Genomic DNA, 18,335 nt, shown 5'->3' on the forward strand with positions numbered 1-18,335 from the left:
ATCCCTACTACATCCCACCCATGAACCCCATGGCGTGCGGCGACCCGGCCCGGCAGGCTGGGCGCCATGACCGCGAGCATCACCGCACCCGACGACGACCGGCCGCCGGCCGCGCGCTTCGCCTTCGACCGCCGCACCTGGAAGGAGATCGCCCATCTCCTCGCCAATCTGCCGGCCGCGCTGATCGGCTTTGTGTACGTGGCAGTCATGGTCTTCACCGGCGCGGGGCTGTCGGTGACCGTGATCGGTCTGCCGCTCCTCGCCCTCGGGCTCGCGGGTGCGCGCCTGCTCGGCCGGTCGGAACGGGGCCGGGCGCGGGCGCTGCTCGGCGTACGGATCGACGAGCCGAGCCCCTTGCACGGCCCGCACCGCCGGGACGGGCTGTTCCCCTGGCTGTGGGCAAGCCTCAAGGATCCGGTGGCCTGGCGGTCGGTGCTGTACTCCTTCATACGGCTGCCGTGGGGCGTACTGACCTTCAGCGTGACGCTGGTGAGCCTGTTCGTGCTCTGGCCCGTACTCCCGTTCATCGCGCGCGGTCTGTCCAACGCGGACCGGGCGATGGTCCGTGGACTGCTCTCGCCCTCCGACGAACTGGAGCGGCGCATCGCGGAACTGGAGTCGGACCGGGGAGTCGTCGTCGACACGGCCGCCGCGGATCTGCGGCGCATCGAGCGCGACCTGCACGACGGGGCGCAGGCGCGGCTCGTCGCCCTCGCGATGGGGCTCGGCCTCGCGAAGGAGAAGCTGCTGGAGGACCCCGACACGGCGGCGGCGATGGTGGACGAGGCGCACGGCGAGGTGAAGCTCGCGCTGCAGGAGCTGCGCGATCTGGCGCGCGGGATCCATCCCGCCGTACTGACCGACCGCGGGCTCGACGCGGCGCTCTCGTCCGTCGCCTCCCGCTGCACGGCGCCGGTCAAGGTGACCGTCGACCTGACGGAGAGGCCCGCCGCGGCGATCGAGGGCATCGCCTACTTCACCGTCTCCGAGCTGCTTCAGAACGTCAGCAAGCACGCCCAGGCGAAGAGCGTCGCCGTGGACGTGTGGCGGGCGAACGACCGGCTGCTGATCCAGGTCACCGACGACGGGCGCGGGGGCGCGCGGCTGGACGGGGGCACGGGCATGTCCGGCCTGGCGGAGAGGCTGGGGGCGGTGGACGGGCTGTTCGTGCTGGACTCGCCGGTGGGGGGGCCGACGGTGGTGACGGCGGAGCTGCCGTGGAGGAGGCGGGCGGAGGGGTGAGGCGGGGGTTGTTCCCCCACCCCGCCCTCCCCCTACGGCCTGGCGGCCGTGGGAGGTACCCCCATCCCGAAACTGGGCTCCGCCCCAGACCCCTGGGGTGTGGCGGGGGCTGGCGCCCCCGCACCCCTGCTGCTCCGACGGCTTCGCCGCGGAGCGGGACACCACGCGGGGTTGACCCCGAGATGGCCGCAGGGCTGACGCCCGCACCCCACGCCTGCGGGAGCCGCGAGCGTGCCCGGCGCGGGTCGGGCGCTACGCGGGCCAGCGGTACGTGGCGGCTGACGCCCCCACACCCCCGGGCTCCGGCGGCTCCGCCGCCGAGACGGTCCGTGGGTGCCGTGGACCAGGGGCGTCAGTGGGTGGCTTCGCGGGCGAACCCCCGCGCACCGCGACACCTCCCCGTGGGGAGGGGCGGTGAAGGGTCGGGCGAACCCCCGATTGGCGGCCAACACCGGGTGACCGATACGAACCCCTCATCGCCGCCGACGCCGAGGAGTCGAGCCCGTAGGCGACCCGGTGCCCGCACCACACGGCACCGGACACCCCGGACCGCCCAGAGCCGCACCCCGCGGCACCGGGCGGCCCGGACCGCCAGGCCCGCACCCCGAACCCCGACCCCCCAAGCCCGCCCCCCAAACCCCCATGGTGGGGAAAACCCCCCACCCAACACGGTGCCCCACCACATGGCGCCCCCCGCTCCCCCGGGCCCACGCTGGACCCATGACAGCCCGCATCGCAGAACGGACGACCCCGATGGCCACCGAATACGGATCCGAGCGCCGGGAGCACTTCCTTCCCGCCGCTCTGCGCGCGCCGATCGAGGGGCGGACATGGCGGGAGTTCGGCTATCTGTTGCTGAGTCTGCCGATCAGCATCGTGTTCTTCACCTTCGCCGTCGCCTGTGTCTCGCTCGGCGCGGGCCTGCTCATCACCTTCCTCGGGATTCCGGTCCTGGCCGCCGGGCTGGCCGGGTGCCGGGGGCTCGGGGCGATGGAGCGGGCGCGGGCGCGGGGGCTGTTGGGGCTCGAGGTCGGGGATCCGGATCCGATACGGGCCCGGAAGGGCGGGCTGATGTCCTGGGTCGGCGCCGTCCTCAAGAGCGGGGCGTCCTGGCGGCACCTGCTCTACGCGCTGCTGCACTTCCCGTGGGCGATCTTCGCCTTCGTCGTCTCGGTCACCTTCTGGGTGAACGCCTGGGCCATGCTCACGTATCCGCTGTGGCACTGGACCTTCCCGCGCTATCTCGACCAGTCGGGCATCGCGCTCTACGGCGACAGCGACGGCAACCAGTTCTATGTCGACACCCCCTTCGAGATCGGCTCCACTGCCGCCGTCGGCCTGGTGCTCGTCCTCGTGACTCCTTGGCTGATCCGCGCTCTCGTCTCCTTCGACCGGGTGATGGTCACCGGGCTGCTCGGCCCCTCCACGCTGGCCACCCGCGTCGTCGAGCTGGAGTCGGACCGCGGCGTGGTCGTCGACACGGCGGCCGCCGATCTGCGGCGTATCGAGCGCGATCTGCACGACGGTGCCCAGGCCCGCCTCGTCGCCCTGGCCATGGATCTGGGGCTCGCCAAGGAGAAGCTGGCCGAGGATCCGGACGCGGCCGCGCGCATGGTGGACGAGGCGCACGGCGAGGTGAAGGTGGCGTTGCAGGAGCTGCGCGATCTGGCGCGCGGGATCCATCCCGCCGTACTGACCGACCGCGGGCTGGACGCCGCCCTTTCCGCCGTCGCGTCGCGCTGCACGGTCCCGGTGACGGTCGAGGTGGACCTGCCCTCCAGGCCCGCCCCCGCCATCGAGGGGATCGCCTACTTCATCGTCTCCGAGCTGCTTCAGAACGTCAGCAAGCACGCGCAGGCGAGCCGCGCCACGGTCGACGTCTGGCGCTCCCAGGACCGCCTGATGCTGCAGGTCACCGACAACGGCCGGGGCGGCGCCACGTTGCCGATCAGCGGCTTCGCCGCGGGCACCGCGGGCAGCGGTCTCGCGGGCCTGGCGGAGCGGCTGGACGCGGTGGACGGGATCCTGGCCCTGGACTCCCCGGCCGGCGGTCCGACGACGGTGACCGCCGAGCTTCCCTGGCGTGGCTGATCTGCCCCCAATCGCCCGATCCCGTCGATTCTCCCGGCCAGGGCACAGTCGGGTCCCATACTGGGATGCTGGTAGGTGCAGGGGTGGGACGCGGATCGACATGGGGGATTCAGGGTTGTGGAGGACAGGGTGCGGGTGGTCATCGCCGAGGACTCAGTGCTGCTTCGGGAGGGCCTGACCCGGCTGCTGACCGACCGCGGGCACGATGTGGTGGCCGGCGTGGGGGACGCCGAGGCGCTGATCAAGACGATCGGTGACCTCGCCGCGCAGGAGTCGTTGCCCGATGTGGTGGTCGCCGACGTGCGGATGCCGCCCACTCACACGGATGAGGGTGTACGGGCGGCGGTGCAGCTGCGCCGGGAGCATCCGGGGATCGGGGTACTGGTCCTTTCGCAGTACGTCGAGGAGCAGTACGCCACCGAGCTGCTGGCGGGCAGCAGCCGCGGCGTGGGCTATCTGCTCAAGGACCGGGTGGCCGAGGTACGCGAGTTCGTGGATGCCGTGGTGCGGGTGGCCCGGGGCGGGACCGCGCTGGACCCCGAGGTCGTGGCGCAGCTGCTGGGCCGCAGCCGTAAGCAGGATGTGCTGGCCAATCTCACCCCGCGCGAGCGTGAGGTCCTGGGCCTGATGGCCGAGGGGCGTACGAATTCAGCCATCGCCAAGCAGCTGGTGGTGAGCGACGGCGCGGTGGAGAAGCATGTCAGCAACATCTTTCTGAAGCTCGGGCTGTCCCCCAGCGATGGGGATCACCGGCGTGTACTGGCGGTGTTGACCTACCTGAACTCGTAATTGGCTGACACTCTGTCAGGTATCGAGCGGGTCGTTAGTCCCAGAACCAAAGTATGAATGGGGAGCGTCTTACAGGAAGGACCCGGGGGGCGAACAAAACATGGCAAACCAGGGCGCCGGGGTGTCTCACATGGATGTCCGGCATATGAGCGGTCCAGGGAAGGCCACCCTTACGGACGTAGGGTGGCTAATGGGACGGCCGGTGGGCCGACCGGGCCCGAGCAGCCGCCTCGAGGGAGGTCCAGTTCAGTGACCAGCCAGGTCAGTAGCCCAGCCGAGCAGGCCGATGAGGCCGATGACGAGGCCAATGAGGCTCTTGTCGGGGAACAGCGCAAGCCCGCCGGCAACAAGGAGATCCGCCGACTTGACCGGGTGATCATCCGCTTCGCGGGTGACTCAGGTGACGGTATGCAGCTCACGGGTGACCGGTTCACCTCGGAGACGGCGTCGTTCGGGAACGACCTGTCGACGCTGCCGAACTTCCCCGCCGAGATCCGGGCCCCGGCCGGCACCCTGCCCGGGGTTTCCAGCTTCCAGCTGCACTTCGCCGACCACGACATCCTCACCCCCGGCGACGCGCCGAACGTGCTGGTGGCGATGAACCCGGCCGCCCTGAAAGCCAACATCGGCGACGTGCCGCGCGGCGGCGAGATCATTGTCAACACGGACGAATTCGCCAAGCGGGCGATGGCCAAGGTCGGCTACGACACCTCCCCGCTGGAGGACGGCTCGCTGGACGCCTACCACGTCCACCCCGTGCCGCTGACGACGATGACGATCGAGGCGCTCAAGGACTTCGGGCTGTCCCGCAAGGAGGCCGAGCGCAGCAAGAACATGTTCGCGCTGGGTTTGTTGTCGTGGATGTATCACCGCCCCACCGAGGGCACCGAGACGTTCCTGCGGACCAAGTTCGCCAAGAAGCCGACCATCGCGGAGGCGAACATCGCCGCGTTCCGGGCGGGCTGGAACTTCGGCGAGACGACCGAGGACTTCGCCGTGTCCTACGAGGTCGCCCCGGCCAGTACCGCCTTCCCGACCGGCACGTACCGCAATATTTCCGGGAACCTGGCCCTGTCCTACGGGCTGATCGCCGCGAGCAAGCAGGCCGATCTTCCGCTGTATCTGGGCTCGTATCCGATCACGCCTGCCTCCGACATCCTGCACGAGCTGTCCAAGCACAAGAATTTCGGGGTACGCACCTTCCAGGCCGAGGACGAGATCGCCGGGATCGGTGCGGCGCTGGGCGCGGCGTTCGGCGGGGCGCTGGGGGTGACCACCACCTCCGGGCCGGGTGTGGCGCTGAAGTCGGAGACGATCGGGCTTGCGGTCTCGCTGGAGCTGCCGCTGCTGGTGGTGGACATTCAGCGCGGCGGGCCGTCGACCGGGCTGCCGACCAAGACCGAGCAGGCCGATCTGCTGCAGGCGATGTTCGGCCGCAACGGTGAGGCGCCGGTACCGATCGTGGCGCCGCGGACCCCGGCGGACTGTTTCGACGCCGCCCTGGAGGCCGCCCGGATCGCCGTCACCTACCGGACCCCGGTGATGCTGTTGTCGGACGGCTATCTGGCCAACGGCTCCGAGCCGTGGCGGATCCCCGACGTGGACGAGCTGCCCGATCTGCGGGTGCAGTTCGCCACCGGCCCCAACCACACCCTGCCCGACGGCAGCGAAGTCTTCTGGCCCTACAAGCGCGACCCCAAGACGCTGGCGCGGCCGTGGGCGGTGCCCGGCACGCCGGGGCTGGAGCACCGGATCGGCGGGATCGAGAAGCACGACGGCAGCGGCAACATCTCCTACGACCCGGCCAACCACGACTTCATGGTCCGTATCCGCCAGGCCAAGATCGACGGCATCGAAGTCCCGGACCTGACCGTGGACGACCCGGACACGGCCCGCACCCTGGTGCTCGGCTGGGGCTCCACCTACGGCCCCATCACCGCCGCCGTCCGCCGCCTGCGCGCCGCCGGCCTGCCCATCGCCCAGGCCCATCTGCGCCACCTCAACCCCTTCCCGAGGAATCTCGGAGAGGTTCTGGGGCGTTACCAGAAGGTAGTGGTACCGGAGATGAACCTCGGCCAGCTCGCCACCCTGATCCGGGCGAGGTATCTGGTGGACGCGCACAGCTACAACCAGGTCAACGGCATGCCGTTCAAGGCCGAGCAGCTGGCCACGGCTCTCAAGGAGGCCATCAATGACTGAGGCGCTCTCACTGGTGCCCAAGGCCGAGGCCAAGCAGTCCATGAAGGACTTCAAGTCCGACCAGGAGGTGCGATGGTGCCCGGGCTGCGGTGACTACGCGATCCTCGCCGCCGTTCAGGGCTTCATGCCCGAGCTCGGCCTGGCGAAGGAGAACATCGTCTTCGTCTCCGGGATCGGCTGCTCCTCCCGCTTCCCGTACTACATGAACACCTACGGGATGCACTCCATCCACGGCCGCGCCCCCGCCATCGCCACGGGCCTGGCCTCCTCGCGGCGGGACCTGTCGGTGTGGGTGGTCACCGGCGACGGCGACGCGCTGTCCATCGGCGGCAACCACCTCATCCACGCGCTGCGCCGCAACGTGAACCTGAAGATCCTGCTGTTCAACAACCGGATCTACGGCCTCACCAAGGGCCAGTACTCCCCGACCTCCGAGGTCGGCAAGATCACCAAGTCGACGCCGATGGGCTCCCTGGACGCCCCCTTCAACCCGGTGTCGCTGGCGATCGGCGCCGAGGCCTCCTTCGTCGCCCGCACCATCGACTCCGACCGCAAACACCTCACCGAGGTACTGCGCCAGGCCGCCGGCCACCAGGGCACCGCCCTCATCGAGATCTACCAGAACTGCAACATCTTCAACGACGGCGCCTTCGAGGCCCTCAAGGACAAGCAGCAGGCCGAAGAGGCCGTCATCCGCCTCGAACACGGACAGCCGATCCGCTTCGGCACCGAGAACGACAAGGGCGTCATCCGCGACCCGGCCACCGGCGACTTGAAGGCCGTCCACATCACACCCGAGAACGAGTCGCAGATCCTCGTCCACGACGCGCACAACCCCAGCCCCACCGCCGCCTTCGCGCTGTCCCGCCTCGCCGACCCCGACACCCTGCACCACACGCCGATCGGCGTGCTGCGCAGCGTCGAACGGCCCGTCTACGACACCCAGATGTCCGACCAGCTCGACACCGCCATCGAGCAGAACGGCAAGGGGGACCTCGCCGCCCTCCTCGCCGGCAACGACACCTGGACGGTCGTCGGCTGACGTACCGCTGAGCCACCGAGGCCCGGATCTCCCCTCAGGAGGTCCGGGCCTCGTCGTACGCGGTACGCGCGGCAAGGACGTCGTCCGTCCGCTTCTCCGTCCAGCGGGCCAGGCCCCACACCTGCTCGGCGGCCTCCTTGCCGAGCTCGGTCAGCGAATAGTCGACGCGCGGCGGGATCACCGGCTTGGCGTCGCGGTGCACAAAGCCGTCGCGCTCCAGCGTCTGGAGGGTCTGGGCGAGCATCTTCTCGCTGACGCCGCCGACCTCGCGGCGCAGCTCGCTGAAGCGGTACGAGCGCTCCAGCAGTGCGGCGAGAACGAGCACGCCCCAGCGGCTGGTGACGTGCTCAAGGATCAGACGCGAGGGGCACATCGCGTGATTGACGTCGGGGTCTCTCCTTACGGCCATGCCAGTACCTTACTTCAAAGTGGGTACTTTCCAATAGTTAGTGCACGCCCTAGGGTGAGCTCTGGAACCCCGCCGAACAAGGAGAAATCCCCCATGCGCATCGTCGTCACCGGAGCCACCGGAGCCCTTGGCCGTCTCCTCATCGACCAGCTGCTCGCCACCGTCCCCGCGGAGCAGCTGGCCGCCGTCGCCCGCAGCAAGGAGAAGGCCGCGGATCTCGCGGCGCGCGGCATCGAGCTGCGTATCGCCGACTACAGCGAGCCCGAGACGCTGGCCGGGGCCTTCCGCGCCGGTGACCGCGTGCTGCTGATATCCGGCAGCGAGGTCGGCCGGCGGGTGCCGCAGCACGCCGCCGTGATCGAGGCGGCGAAGGCGGCGGGCGTCGCTCAGCTCGCGTACACGAGCGTGCTGGGCGGGCCCGTGGCCGACTTCCGGCTGGCAGCCGAGCACCAGGTCACCGAGCAGGCGATCGTCGACTCCGGGCTGCCGTACACCTTCCTGCGCAACGGCTGGTACACCGAGAACTACACCGAGCACCTCGCCCCCGTCCTGGAGCACGGCGCCGTCGTCGCCAGCGCCGGCGAGGGCCGGATCGCCTCCGCCTCCCGTGCCGACTACGCGGCGGCCGCGGCGGCGGCGCTGACCGGCGAGGGCCACCTGGGCGCGGCGTACGAACTGAGCGGCGACGTCGCCTGGTCCTTCGCGGAGTACGCCGCCGAGCTCTCCCGGCAGACCGGCCGGACGATCACGTACAACAATGTCCCCGCCGAGGCGCACCTGGAGATCCTGACGGGCGCCGGGCTGCCCGGGCCGCTCGCCGAGATCTTCGTCGACGTGGACGCGGCGGTCGGGCGCGGGCTGCTGGCGGGCACGTCGGGCGACCTGGCGCGGCTGGCCGGGCGCCCCACGACTCCGCTCGCCGACTCGGTCGCGGCGGCACTCGCCGCGTCGTAGCCAGCGTGATCCGTCATGACCGTATGGCGATACGGACATGACAGCCCGGCCTTGCGCGGCGTACCTTCGTCGAGATATTGCGCGCGCGGGGCGGAGGGGCCAGTGAAGTCGGACGCTGAACAGCGGGCAGGACTGCTGTACGGGATCGGGGCCTACGGAATGTGGGGCCTGGTCCCGCTCTTCTGGCCACTGCTGAAGCCGGCCGGAGCGCTGGAGATCCTCGCCCACCGGATGGTCTGGTCGCTGGCCGTCGTCGGCATCGCGCTGGTGGCGCTGAAGCGGTGGGGCTGGATACGGGAGCTGATACGTCAGCCCCGCAAGCTGGCCCTCATCTCGGTCGCCGCGTCGGTGATCACCGTCAACTGGGGCATCTACATCTGGGCCGTGAACTCCGGCCATGTCGTCGAGGCCTCGCTCGGCTACTTCATCAACCCGCTGGTCACCATCGCCATGGGCGTCCTGCTGCTCAAGGAGCGGCTGCGTCCGGCACAGTGGGTGGCGGTCGGCACCGGCTTCGCGGCGGTACTCGTCCTGGCGATCGGCTACGGGCAGCCGCCGTGGATCTCCCTGACGCTGGCCTTCTCCTTCGCGACGTACGGCCTGGTCAAGAAGAAGGTCAACATCGGCGGTCTGGAATCGCTCGCCGCCGAGACCGCGATCCAGTTCCTCCCCGCGCTCGGCTTTCTGCTCTGGCTGGGGGCGGACGGCTCCGCCTCCTTCGGCTCGCACGGCGTGGGCCATGCGGCGCTGCTCGCCGCGACGGGTGTCGTGACGGCGGCGCCGCTGGTCTGCTTCGGCGCGGCGGCGATCCGCGTGCCGCTCTCCACGCTGGGGCTGCTGCAGTATCTGGCGCCGGTCTTCCAGTTCCTGCTGGGGATCCTGTACTTCCACGAGGCGATGCCTGCCGAGCGGTGGGCGGGTTTCGCGCTGGTGTGGCTGGCGCTGACGTGCCTGACCTGGGACGCGCTGCGGACGGCACGGCGTACGAGGGCGGAGGCGCTGCGGCTGGCCGCGGCGGCAGCCCCGTCCCGGGCGGCGCAGGTCCTCCCGGAGCCGCAGTCCCCGGCACCGCAGGCGGAACCTACGGCCTGACCCTCAGGCCACGCCGCCCAGGGCGTCGGTGACCTCGCCCATCACGGCTTTCCAGTGCGCCCGCTGCCGCTCGCGCTCCTCCGCGTCTCCGAGACGCTCCTGGTGGAAGCGGAGCACGGCCTTGCCCTCCCCGGACGCCGAGACCGCGACCTGGACGATGCTCGTGCCGTACGTCAGACGGACCCGGTCACCGGGCCGGTAGCTGCGCACCTCACCCGCGATCCCGTCCCCCGTCACGTACGACTCCCCCTTCCCGGTGGGCAGCCGGACACCCTCGCCGAGCCAGAGGGCGACGCCTTCGGGGCTCGCGATGAACTCCCATACGGCGGCCACCGGGAGGGGCAGGGTCCTGGACACGCCGATCTCCCAGCCGGCGACCTGAGTCAGTCCTCCTGGCATGGTTCGGCCTCCTTCGTGGCGGACGCGGTGCGCCCGGACCTTGTTGCGGTTGCCGCACCGTTCCATGGCGCACCAGCGCCGTCGGCCCGGGCGTGAGGTGTCGACGAAGAGCAGATAGCAGTTGTGCGAGCCGCATTCGCGGATGCGGTGTGCGTACGGACCGGTGAAGAGGTCCACCGCATCGCGCGCCACGGCGGACAGCAGCTGCGTTCCGGTGGCCCCCGGCGCCCAGTCGCGGCCGCCCCGGTCGGTGATCCGGGGCGCGAGCGGGGTCTGCGCCGCGGCCTCGTTGACCACGGCCAGGTCGGCGGGGCTCAGGGCGCGGCCCTGCACCCGGGCCGAGGTCAGCCGCCACAGCGCGTCCCGGAGTACCCGCGCGGCCCACACCTCGTCCGGCGCGACGACCGGCTCAAGACCGTCCGGCAGTCGGCTCTCGCCCGCCCAGCGCACCAGGTCGGCGGGCTCGTGCAGCACCTCGTACCGCGCGAAGTCGCCGGGTCCGCCGGTCGTCAGCAGTTCAAGGCAGAGCGCTCCGGGGTCGAAACGAAAGCGACGTCCGTCCGGCGTATGCAGGGTCAGTCCTCTTGCAGCTTCGCTCACGTAACCACTATAAGTGGTTAGCATGACCCTGCACTGGAAACTGGTCGTCGATACGTCCGACCCGCACGCCCAGGCGGACTTCTGGGCCGAAGCCCTCGGTTACGAGGTCGAGGACAACAGCGCACTCATCGAGCGGCTGCGCGGGCACGGGCAGTTGCCGGAAGGATCGACGGTCCAGTCGCACGGCCGGGACGCCTTTCGCGATTACGTCGCAGTCCGGCATCCGGACGATCCGTTCGACAAGGACAGCGGGATGGGACTCGGGCGCCGGCTGCTCTTCCAGCGCGTACCGGAGCCGAAGGCGACCAAGAACCGGCTCCATCTCGACCTGCACGTCGGCGCGGAGCAGCGCGAGGCGGAGGTGGCACGGCTGGAGGGCCTGGGGGCGCGGGTCCTCTACCACGCGGACCAGCCGGAGGGCGTGTGGACGACGATGGCCGACCCGGAAGGCAATGAGTTCTGCGTGGAGTAGTGAAGTAACGGGGCGCGGTGGCGGATCCCGCTACACCTGCTTGGTCCAGGTGAAGGACTCCAGCCCCTCGCACTCCTCCTCGGCGTCCGTCCACCGGCGCCGGGCGCGCCGTGTGCCCAGCGCGACGAGGCCGACCAGCAGACCCATCACACCCACGGTGATGAACACGGCCACCACACCGGCGCGCAGGAACATCTCACCGAAGAACGTCAGGATGACGAACGGGTCCAGGTTCATGCCGTCAGCTTGCGGCTCGGCGGCTTCTTCCGCTCCCGGCCTGCGACCCCGTACTTGAACAGCGCCGCGGCATTGCCCATTCCGTGACCCGTATCAACCCCGTCAGCGCCGGATCGTCCGGCATGCGAACACCACTGACCGGTTTCCGCCCTTGACGGTGAGTCAAACTCTCGCTGAACTCTCAGCACGTACTGCGCACCAACAGCTCCAACGCCCTGGGACCCGCCATCCCAGGGCGTCTCGCACGTTCCGTCCTGTCCCCGTTCGGAATTCGGAGCCCCCACACATGCCCCTGTCCTTGTCCAGACGGTCCATACCCATACGCACGGCCGCGGCCGCCGCGCTCGCCCTCGCCGGGCTGCTCGCATCCGCCGCGCCCGCGGCCACCGCGGCCCCGGCGCCGGTGCTCGCCGCCCCCGACATACCCCTCGCCAACGTCAAGGCGCACCTCACCCAGCTCCAGTCGATCGCCACCGCCAACGGCGGCAACCGTGCCCACGGCCGTACCGGCTACAAGGCATCCATCGACTACGTGAAGGCCAAGCTGGACGCGGCCGGATTCACCACGTCCCTCCAGCAGTTCACCTCCAGCGGCGCCACCGGCTACAACCTGATAGCCGACTGGCCCGGCGGCGATCCCAATCAGGTCCTGATGGCGGGCTCCCACCTCGACTCCGTCTCCTCCGGGCCCGGCATCAACGACAACGGCTCCGGCTCGGCGGCCGTCCTCGAGACCGCGCTCGCCGTCTCCCGCGCACAGTTCACCCCGCAGAAGCATCTGCGCTTCGGCTGGTGGGGCGCCGAGGAACTGGGCCTGGTCGGGTCGAAGTACTACGTCAACAACCTTCCCGCCGCCGAGCGTTCGAAGATCTCGGGCTATCTCAACTTCGACATGATCGGCTCGCCGAACCCCGGCTACTTCGTCTACGACGACGACCCGGCGATCGAGAAGACCTTCAAGGACTACTTCGCCGGACTGAGCATCCCCACCGAGATCGAGACCGAGGGCGACGGCCGCTCCGACCACGCGCCGTTCAAGAACGCGGGCGTCCCGGTCGGCGGCCTGTTCACAGGCGCCGACTACACCAAGACGGCGGCCCAGGCCCAGAAGTGGGGCGGCACGGCCGGTCAGGCCTTCGACCGCTGTTACCACTCCTCGTGCGACACGAGCTCGAACATCAACGACACCGCGCTGGACCGCAACAGCGATGCGATCGCGCACGCGATCTGGACGCTGTCCGCCGGGACGACCACACCGCCGGGTGATGTGTACGAGTCCACGGCGGACGTCTCCATCCCGGACAACGGCGCCGCGGTCACGTCCTCGGTCACCGTCACCGGCCGCACCGGCAACGCGCCGGGCACCCTCAAGGTCGGCGTGGACATCATCCACACCTGGCGCGGCGACCTCGTCGTCGATCTGCTCGCCCCGGACGGAACGGTCTACAACCTCAAGCCGTTCAGCTCCTCCGACTCGGCAGACAACGTCCAGGCGACGTACACCGTCAACGCCTCGTCCGAGGTGGCCAACGGCACCTGGAAGCTCCGCGTCCAGGACAAGGCCGCCTACGACACCGGCTACATCAACAGCTTCAAGCTCACCTTCTGAGAGGTCCCCACAACCACCACCCCCCACAGACTGCATGCGTGTGCATATACTTGCGCACGCATGCAGTCATCTTCGGAGGACGCGCAATCGGAATGCGCGCAAGGGGAAATGCCATGACCCGGACGTTCCTGTTCCTGCTGGGCAGCAGCCGCGCCGGCGGCAACACCGAGACGCTGGCCCGCCTGGCCGCCGAACAGCTCCCGGCCGGAGCCGAGCAGTGCTGGCTGCGGCTCTCCGAGCTCCCGCTCGCGGAGTTCGAGGACCTGCGCCACGAGGGCGACGGCACCTACCCCGCGCCCACCGGGCATGCCGCGACCCTGCTGGACGCCACCCTGGAGGCGACCGACCTCGTCATCGCGTCCCCGCTGTACTGGTACAGCGTCTCGACCTCGGTCAAGCGCTATCTGGACCACTGGTCGGGCTGGCTGCGGGTGCCCGGCGCGGACTTCAGGGCGCGGATGGCCGGGCGGACACTGTGGGGCGTCACCTCGTACGCGAGCACCGCCGACAAGGCCGAGCCGCTGATCGGCACCCTGCGCAACACCGCCGACTTCATGGGCATGCGCTTCGGCGGCGTCCTGCTCGGCAACGGCACCCGGCCGGGTCAGGTGGAGACCGACGCGGACGCGACCGCCCGGGCCAAGGAGTTCTTCACGCGATGACGCGGGCGCCGATGCCTTTCAGGCCGTGACGTCCTTCGTCGTGAAGCGCGCCCACGCCGCCGATCCGAAGACGGCCGCGTAGACCCCCTGCAGACCGAGGTTCTTCAGCACCTCGTCCCAGTACACCGGCTCTCGCAGCAGGTCCGCGAACGACAGCCAGTAGTGCGGGAAGAGATACGGATGGATCCCGTTCAGCTGCGGGATCGAGTCCAGGATCTGCACCGTGATCACCAGTCCGACCGTCGTCGCCATAGCCGCGATGCCGCTGCCCGTCAGGGTCGAGACGAACAGGCCCAGTGCCGCGATCCCGGTCAGCGACGCGGCGACGACGACGGCGATCAGCCCGGCCCGCAGCAGCCCGTCCCCGAACGAGATCCGGGTGCCGGAGATCGTCGTGACATCGCCGAGCGGGAAGAGCAGCGCCCCGACGGCGAGCGCGGACGCCGCCACGACCAGAGTCGCAACGAGGCAGAAGGCGCAGGCCGTGGCGTACTTGGCGAGCAGCAGCCGGGTCCGCCCGGCAGGGGCGACGAGCAGATAGCGCAGTGTTCCGGCGTTCGCCTCGCCCGCGATCGCATCGCCCGCGACGACGCCGATCGCCATCGGGAGGAAGACGGGCAGGGTCGCGGCGAGCGCGGCGAAGACCAGGAACAGGCCGTTGTTGGTGATCTGCGCGATGAACGCGGGCCCCTGGCCGCTGCCGCCGCCGGCCTGCCCGCCGTCGCTCGTCTCGATCTTGACGGCGATGCCGATCAGTACGGGAACGGCGGCCAGCACGCCCAGCAGGGCGAGTGTGCGCCAGCGCCGCAGTGTGGTGGTCAGCTCGGAGCGGAAGAGGCCGAGCGTCCACAGCGGGCTGCTCGTCCTTTCGCCCGCGGCCGCTGCGAGCGTGTCAGCCTGCGACATCGAAGCCCTCCCCGGTCAGCGCGACGAAGGCGTCCTCGAGCGATGCCCGCTCGACCCCGAAGCCCCGTACCCGTACGCCTGCCCGGACCAGCGCCGCGTTGAGCTCCGCGAGGTCCTTGGCGGGCGGTTCCCCGGTCACCCTCTCCTCGGTGACGGCCAGATCGGTCACACCCTGCTCCTTGAGAATGCGCGCGGCATCGGCCGGGTCGGGGGTGGTGACCACCAGCCGTCCGAGCGCGCCCGCCGCGAGATCGGCGACCGGCCCCTGAATGAGCAGCCGCCCCTGGGCCATCACCGCCGCATGCGTACAGACCTGTTCGATCTCGTCGAGGAGGTGGGAGGAGAGAAAGACGGTGGTACCGTCGGCCGCCAACTCCCGTACCAGCGACCGGATCTCCCGCATGCCCTGCGGGTCGAGGCCGTTGGTCGGCTCGTCGAGCACCAGCAGTTTCCGCGGCTGCAGCAGCGCGGCCGCGAGTCCCAGCCGCTGCTTCATGCCGAGGGAGTACGCCTTGGCCTTCTTGCCCGCGGCCGAGGTGAGCCCGACCCGGTCCAGCGCGCCGGCGACGCGGCTGCGCCGGGTGCGCGGATCGGCGCTGGGGTCGGCGGAGTCGTAGCGCAGCAGATTGTCCCGGCCGCTCAGGAACCCGTACAGCGCGGGCCCTTCGATCAGCGCGCCCACCTGCGGAAGTACGGTGCGCACGGCGCGCGGCATGGGTTTGCCGAGGACCGTGGCGCTGCCCGCGGTCGGCTCGATGAGCCCCATCAGCATCCGGATGGTGGTGGTCTTGCCGGAGCCGTTGGGGCCGAGGAACCCGAAGACGCTGCCGTCGGGCACGCTCAGATCCAGTCCGTCGACGGCCAACTGGCCGCCCCGGTACCGCTTGGTGAGCCCGCGCGTCTCGATGACGGCTGTCATTCCGGTCCCCGTTCACTCGGTCAGCGGTCCGCCCCGCCGTATGGAGCGTACGGCGGGGCGGACGGTCAACGCGTGTCGTGCTACCCGATGGGTGCCGCGTGGGGCTACTTGCCCTCGTTGGCGGCCTTCACGAGCGCGTCCTTGGTCACGGCGCCGACATAGACCGTGCCGTCGTCCGTCATCAGGGCATTGACCAGGCGGGTCTTGAAGACCGTGCCCGAGCCGAACTTCCCCTCGACCTTGTCGCCGAGCGCGTCCAGGAACTTGCTCGCCTCCGGCGGCACGTCGCCGTCCTTCGGCGCGCCGGAGCCCTTGCCGCCCGGCATCTCGATCTTCGCGATGGACGTCCAGCCCTCACCGATGACATTTAGGCCCTTGAAGGCCTCGGAACCCTCGAAGTCCTCGTGACCCTTGAAGTCCTTCGGGCCCTTGAAGTCCTCGTGGTTCCTGGCGCCCTTGCCCTTCTCCAGCTCGTCGGCCTCGGTGACCTTCGCGCCCTTGGGCGGGGTGAAGTCGAAGGTGGAGGCGGCCGGCTTGGAGAAGTCGACCTTGGTGAAGCCCGCGTCGATCACGGCCTTGCCGCCGCTGGTCGGCGTGAGCGTGAACTTCAGCGGCACGCCGTTCTCCGCGTCCACCGCGATCTTGATCGAGCCGATCGTCGAACCGCTCTGCTTGGGCTTGATGACCAGCTGGTACGCATCGCGGCCTGCCACCTGCGCCGTACCACCGACGGTCACCGACGTGGTGTCGTCCGCGGCCTTCAGCGCCTCGTCGGCGAACTGCTTCGGCGTGGTCGGGAGGTCCTTCGGCAGGGCCTCGTGCTTCTTGCCCTTCTCACCGGAGCCGTCGTCCTTGGCGTGGAAGGCCTCGTTCGAGGCGCTGTCGTACGCCCAGACCTCGTCGCCGTTGTGGATCAGGCTGTACTCGGCGGCGTCCTCCAGGATGGATACCTTCGCCTTGTCCGGGCCGTCGGCCGCGACGCGCAGGGTGTGCGAGCCGGAGGCCAGTTCCATCAGCTTGCCCTGGGGAGCGGCGGACGAGCCTTCGCCCCCGCCGTCCTCGCCCTTGGGGCCGAAGGAACCGCCGCCCAGCCCCGCGAGGCCGCCCAGCGGGAGGCCGAGGTCCGTGTTGATCTTCACGCTGCCGGACAGCTGCTGAGTCTCCGACGCGGCCATCTTCTCGATGAGTTCCTGCGCGCTGATCTTCGGCAGATCGGGGTCACCGGAGGCAGCGAGCGCCGGGACGAGCCCGATGGTCGCCGCCGCCACCCCGGCCACCGCGACCGGGACGAAGTAGCGCGCTGCCCTGCGGCGGCCCGCTGCGAGGTCCTCGGCCTCTTCGGTGGTCTGTGCGCTGTCGTTCGGTGCCATGGTGTGCCCTACCTCCGTGGTTGGTCAGGTTCCACTGACTCCATCTGACCAAATCGGGCGAACGGAAGCGTCAGTCCGCGGGAGCAACTTGGCGTACTGCTATGGGATGACAGTAGGACGCGGCGCCTCCCCCAACCAGTAGGGGAAGCGCCGCAGGCCCAGTTGAGGAGGGGTTACTTCTGGATGAAGACGTAGTCGGCCCCGTAGGGGACGCCGACGACGGCTCCCTGCTCGCAGCTGCCGGCCGGGGCGACGCCGCCCACGGTGTTCAGCCGGAAGATCTCCTGGGCGCCCGCCAACAGGCCCCGCTTCTTGCCCGACTGGGTCGCCTTCAGGTCCAGCTCGGCGATGTTCTTGTCACCGTTCGGGGTCTTGCTGATCAGCTTTCCGGTGACGGCGCTGTGGTCCGGCGCGACCCACTGCGGCGTACCGGAGTTGGGGGCGACGAAGGAGTGGGCGATGTTCCCGGCGAGGACGGCGCGCACATCGCGCTGCTGGAAGGAGAGCGTGCCGTCCTCGCCCTTCTTGCACTCGTAGATCTGCTTGCCCTTGACCACGGAGGCCTGGAAGTTGTCGAGGGCGTCAGAGAAGTCGAAGGAGCCGGTCACCTTGTGGAACTGGCCGCGGACGGCGCCGCCCGGGAACTGTGCGGTGTGCAGGTTGGCGTAGAAGCCGTTCGGGTCGGCCTTGAAGGCGTCGAGCACGGCCTTGTCCTTGACCTTGACCGTGCCGGCGACGGCGCCGGTCCAGCCCTTGGCCTTGGTCCTGCCCTTGCCGACCAGCTCGGTGAAGTCGATCTTGATTCCGCCGTTGGTGCCCTTCGCGCCCTGGTGGATGTGGAGGGCGGTCGGCTTGTCCGTGCCGCGGAACTTCACGGCGACGGACACCTTGTCCCCCTTGACCTTCACAAACTCCAGCGCGACGCCGTCGCGGTCACCGACGGCGGGTCCGCCCTGCACCGGCACCTCGTTCGCGCCGTTCAGGCTGGACACGAAGAGGGAGGCACCACTGTCCGGGCCGCTGCCGCCGCTCTGGACCGAGATGCTCGCGCCGCTGTCCCCGTGGCCCGCGCGACCGGAGCTCTGGCTGTCGGCGAAGGCCGGCAGAACGGCGAGCGTGACGCCCGCGGCGGCGGCGACGGCGGTCGTACCGACAAGAAGTGCCCTGTTGCGCTTCATTCTGAAATCTCCCCGTACCGATGCCAACGCCCGGTGCGTCGGCTTCCGGGCATGAGTACGGAGTGGATCCGAGATTGGACTCAATCCAACTATGAGACCTGCGTCACACACTTCGGGTTGATCCCCAAGCAGGTCGCAGCCGTGGTAACGGTCCGCCCGCCGACG

Annotated in this window: 17 protein-coding genes and 1 pseudogene; 10 read left to right on the forward strand and 8 right to left on the reverse strand. The window is 69.9% G+C overall.

Annotation, left to right across the window (positions count from 1 at the left end):
* The first annotated feature begins 66 nt into the window (after positions 1-66).
* The 5 genes from OG905_RS17210 (at position 67) to OG905_RS17230 (ending at position 7,363) form a co-directional block, all read left to right on the forward strand.
* A complete protein-coding gene (locus tag OG905_RS17210; protein WP_328671584.1) occupies positions 67-1,242 on the forward strand; it encodes a sensor histidine kinase in 1,176 nt (391 codons plus the stop codon).
* Positions 1,243-1,995: 753 nt separating this feature from the next.
* Complete coding sequence (locus OG905_RS17215) at positions 1,996-3,333, forward strand: sensor histidine kinase (RefSeq protein WP_328682405.1); 1,338 nt, start codon at positions 1,996-1,998, stop codon at positions 3,331-3,333.
* Positions 3,334-3,462: 129 nt separating this feature from the next.
* On the forward strand, positions 3,463-4,122 hold the full coding sequence (locus tag OG905_RS17220) for a response regulator transcription factor (protein ID WP_323136067.1): 660 nt from the start codon (positions 3,463-3,465) through the stop codon (positions 4,120-4,122).
* A 249-nt stretch (positions 4,123-4,371) separates the two neighbouring features.
* The gene (locus OG905_RS17225) at positions 4,372-6,321 is read left to right on the forward strand and encodes a 2-oxoacid:acceptor oxidoreductase subunit alpha (RefSeq protein WP_328671587.1); all 1,950 of its coding nucleotides are present in this window, start codon (positions 4,372-4,374) and stop codon (positions 6,319-6,321) included.
* The gene (locus OG905_RS17230) at positions 6,314-7,363 is read left to right on the forward strand and encodes a 2-oxoacid:ferredoxin oxidoreductase subunit beta (RefSeq protein ID WP_328671589.1); all 1,050 of its coding nucleotides are present in this window, start codon (positions 6,314-6,316) and stop codon (positions 7,361-7,363) included. Before OG905_RS17225 ends, OG905_RS17230 begins: the two co-directional genes overlap by 8 nt.
* Before the next feature lie 34 nt (positions 7,364-7,397).
* On the opposite strand, the gene OG905_RS17235 is transcribed toward OG905_RS17230, so the two are convergent.
* Positions 7,398-7,772: a winged helix-turn-helix transcriptional regulator gene (locus OG905_RS17235; RefSeq protein WP_328671591.1), complete on the reverse strand. Its 375-nt coding sequence runs from the start codon at positions 7,770-7,772 to the stop codon at positions 7,398-7,400.
* 93 nt (positions 7,773-7,865) lie between these two features.
* Between OG905_RS17235 and OG905_RS17240 the strand changes: the two genes are divergently transcribed.
* On the forward strand, positions 7,866-8,726 hold the full coding sequence (locus tag OG905_RS17240; RefSeq protein ID WP_328671593.1) for an SDR family oxidoreductase: 861 nt from the start codon (positions 7,866-7,868) through the stop codon (positions 8,724-8,726).
* A gap of 102 nt (positions 8,727-8,828) precedes the next feature.
* Positions 8,829-9,818: an EamA family transporter RarD gene (gene rarD, locus OG905_RS17245; protein WP_328671595.1), complete on the forward strand. Its 990-nt coding sequence runs from the start codon at positions 8,829-8,831 to the stop codon at positions 9,816-9,818.
* A 3-nt stretch (positions 9,819-9,821) separates the two neighbouring features.
* Here the strand turns inward: rarD and OG905_RS17250 are convergent, their stop codons facing one another.
* Together OG905_RS17250 and OG905_RS17255 are read right to left on the reverse strand one after the other, a co-directional pair.
* A complete protein-coding gene (locus tag OG905_RS17250; protein ID WP_328682408.1) occupies positions 9,822-10,217 on the reverse strand; it encodes an SRPBCC family protein in 396 nt (131 codons plus the stop codon).
* 18 nt (positions 10,218-10,235) lie between these two features.
* Positions 10,236-10,841, reverse strand: a pseudogene (locus OG905_RS17255) (CGNR zinc finger domain-containing protein); the annotation flags it as partial.
* Here OG905_RS17255 and OG905_RS17260 point away from each other — a divergent pair.
* The gene (locus OG905_RS17260; RefSeq protein ID WP_328671596.1) at positions 10,840-11,289 is read left to right on the forward strand and encodes a VOC family protein; all 450 of its coding nucleotides are present in this window, start codon (positions 10,840-10,842) and stop codon (positions 11,287-11,289) included. The pseudogene OG905_RS17255 and the gene OG905_RS17260 sit on opposite strands and share 2 nt — an antisense overlap.
* A gap of 30 nt (positions 11,290-11,319) precedes the next feature.
* On the opposite strand, the gene OG905_RS17265 is transcribed toward OG905_RS17260, so the two are convergent.
* Positions 11,320-11,526 (reverse strand): hypothetical protein, encoded by a 207-nt coding sequence (locus OG905_RS17265; protein WP_328671597.1) that lies wholly within the window; start codon positions 11,524-11,526, stop codon positions 11,320-11,322.
* 286 nt (positions 11,527-11,812) lie between these two features.
* Between OG905_RS17265 and OG905_RS17270 the strand changes: the two genes are divergently transcribed.
* Together OG905_RS17270 and OG905_RS17275 are read left to right on the forward strand one after the other, a co-directional pair.
* The gene (locus OG905_RS17270; protein WP_328671598.1) at positions 11,813-13,135 is read left to right on the forward strand and encodes a M28 family metallopeptidase; all 1,323 of its coding nucleotides are present in this window, start codon (positions 11,813-11,815) and stop codon (positions 13,133-13,135) included.
* A gap of 113 nt (positions 13,136-13,248) precedes the next feature.
* Positions 13,249-13,797: a flavodoxin family protein gene (locus OG905_RS17275; RefSeq protein ID WP_328671599.1), complete on the forward strand. Its 549-nt coding sequence runs from the start codon at positions 13,249-13,251 to the stop codon at positions 13,795-13,797.
* A gap of 18 nt (positions 13,798-13,815) precedes the next feature.
* Here OG905_RS17275 and OG905_RS17280 read toward each other — a convergent pair whose 3' ends face one another.
* The 4 genes from OG905_RS17280 to OG905_RS17295 form a co-directional block, all read right to left on the reverse strand.
* Positions 13,816-14,703, reverse strand: a complete 888-nt coding sequence (locus OG905_RS17280; protein WP_328671600.1) for an ABC transporter permease — start codon at positions 14,701-14,703, stop codon at positions 13,816-13,818.
* The gene (locus OG905_RS17285; protein WP_328671602.1) at positions 14,690-15,622 is read right to left on the reverse strand and encodes an ABC transporter ATP-binding protein; all 933 of its coding nucleotides are present in this window, start codon (positions 15,620-15,622) and stop codon (positions 14,690-14,692) included. The genes OG905_RS17280 and OG905_RS17285 overlap by 14 nt, the downstream gene beginning before the upstream one ends.
* A gap of 104 nt (positions 15,623-15,726) precedes the next feature.
* Entirely contained in the window at positions 15,727-16,992 is a 1,266-nt protein-coding gene (locus OG905_RS17290; RefSeq protein WP_328671604.1) for a LolA family protein, read from the reverse strand.
* Between the two features lie 173 nt (positions 16,993-17,165).
* Positions 17,166-18,170 (reverse strand): CHRD domain-containing protein, encoded by a 1,005-nt coding sequence (locus OG905_RS17295; protein WP_328671606.1) that lies wholly within the window; start codon positions 18,168-18,170, stop codon positions 17,166-17,168.
* Positions 18,171-18,335 lie beyond the last annotated feature (165 nt).

Source organism: Streptomyces sp. NBC_00322, from assembly GCF_036147535.1.
Taxonomy (GTDB): domain Bacteria; phylum Actinomycetota; class Actinomycetes; order Streptomycetales; family Streptomycetaceae; genus Streptomyces.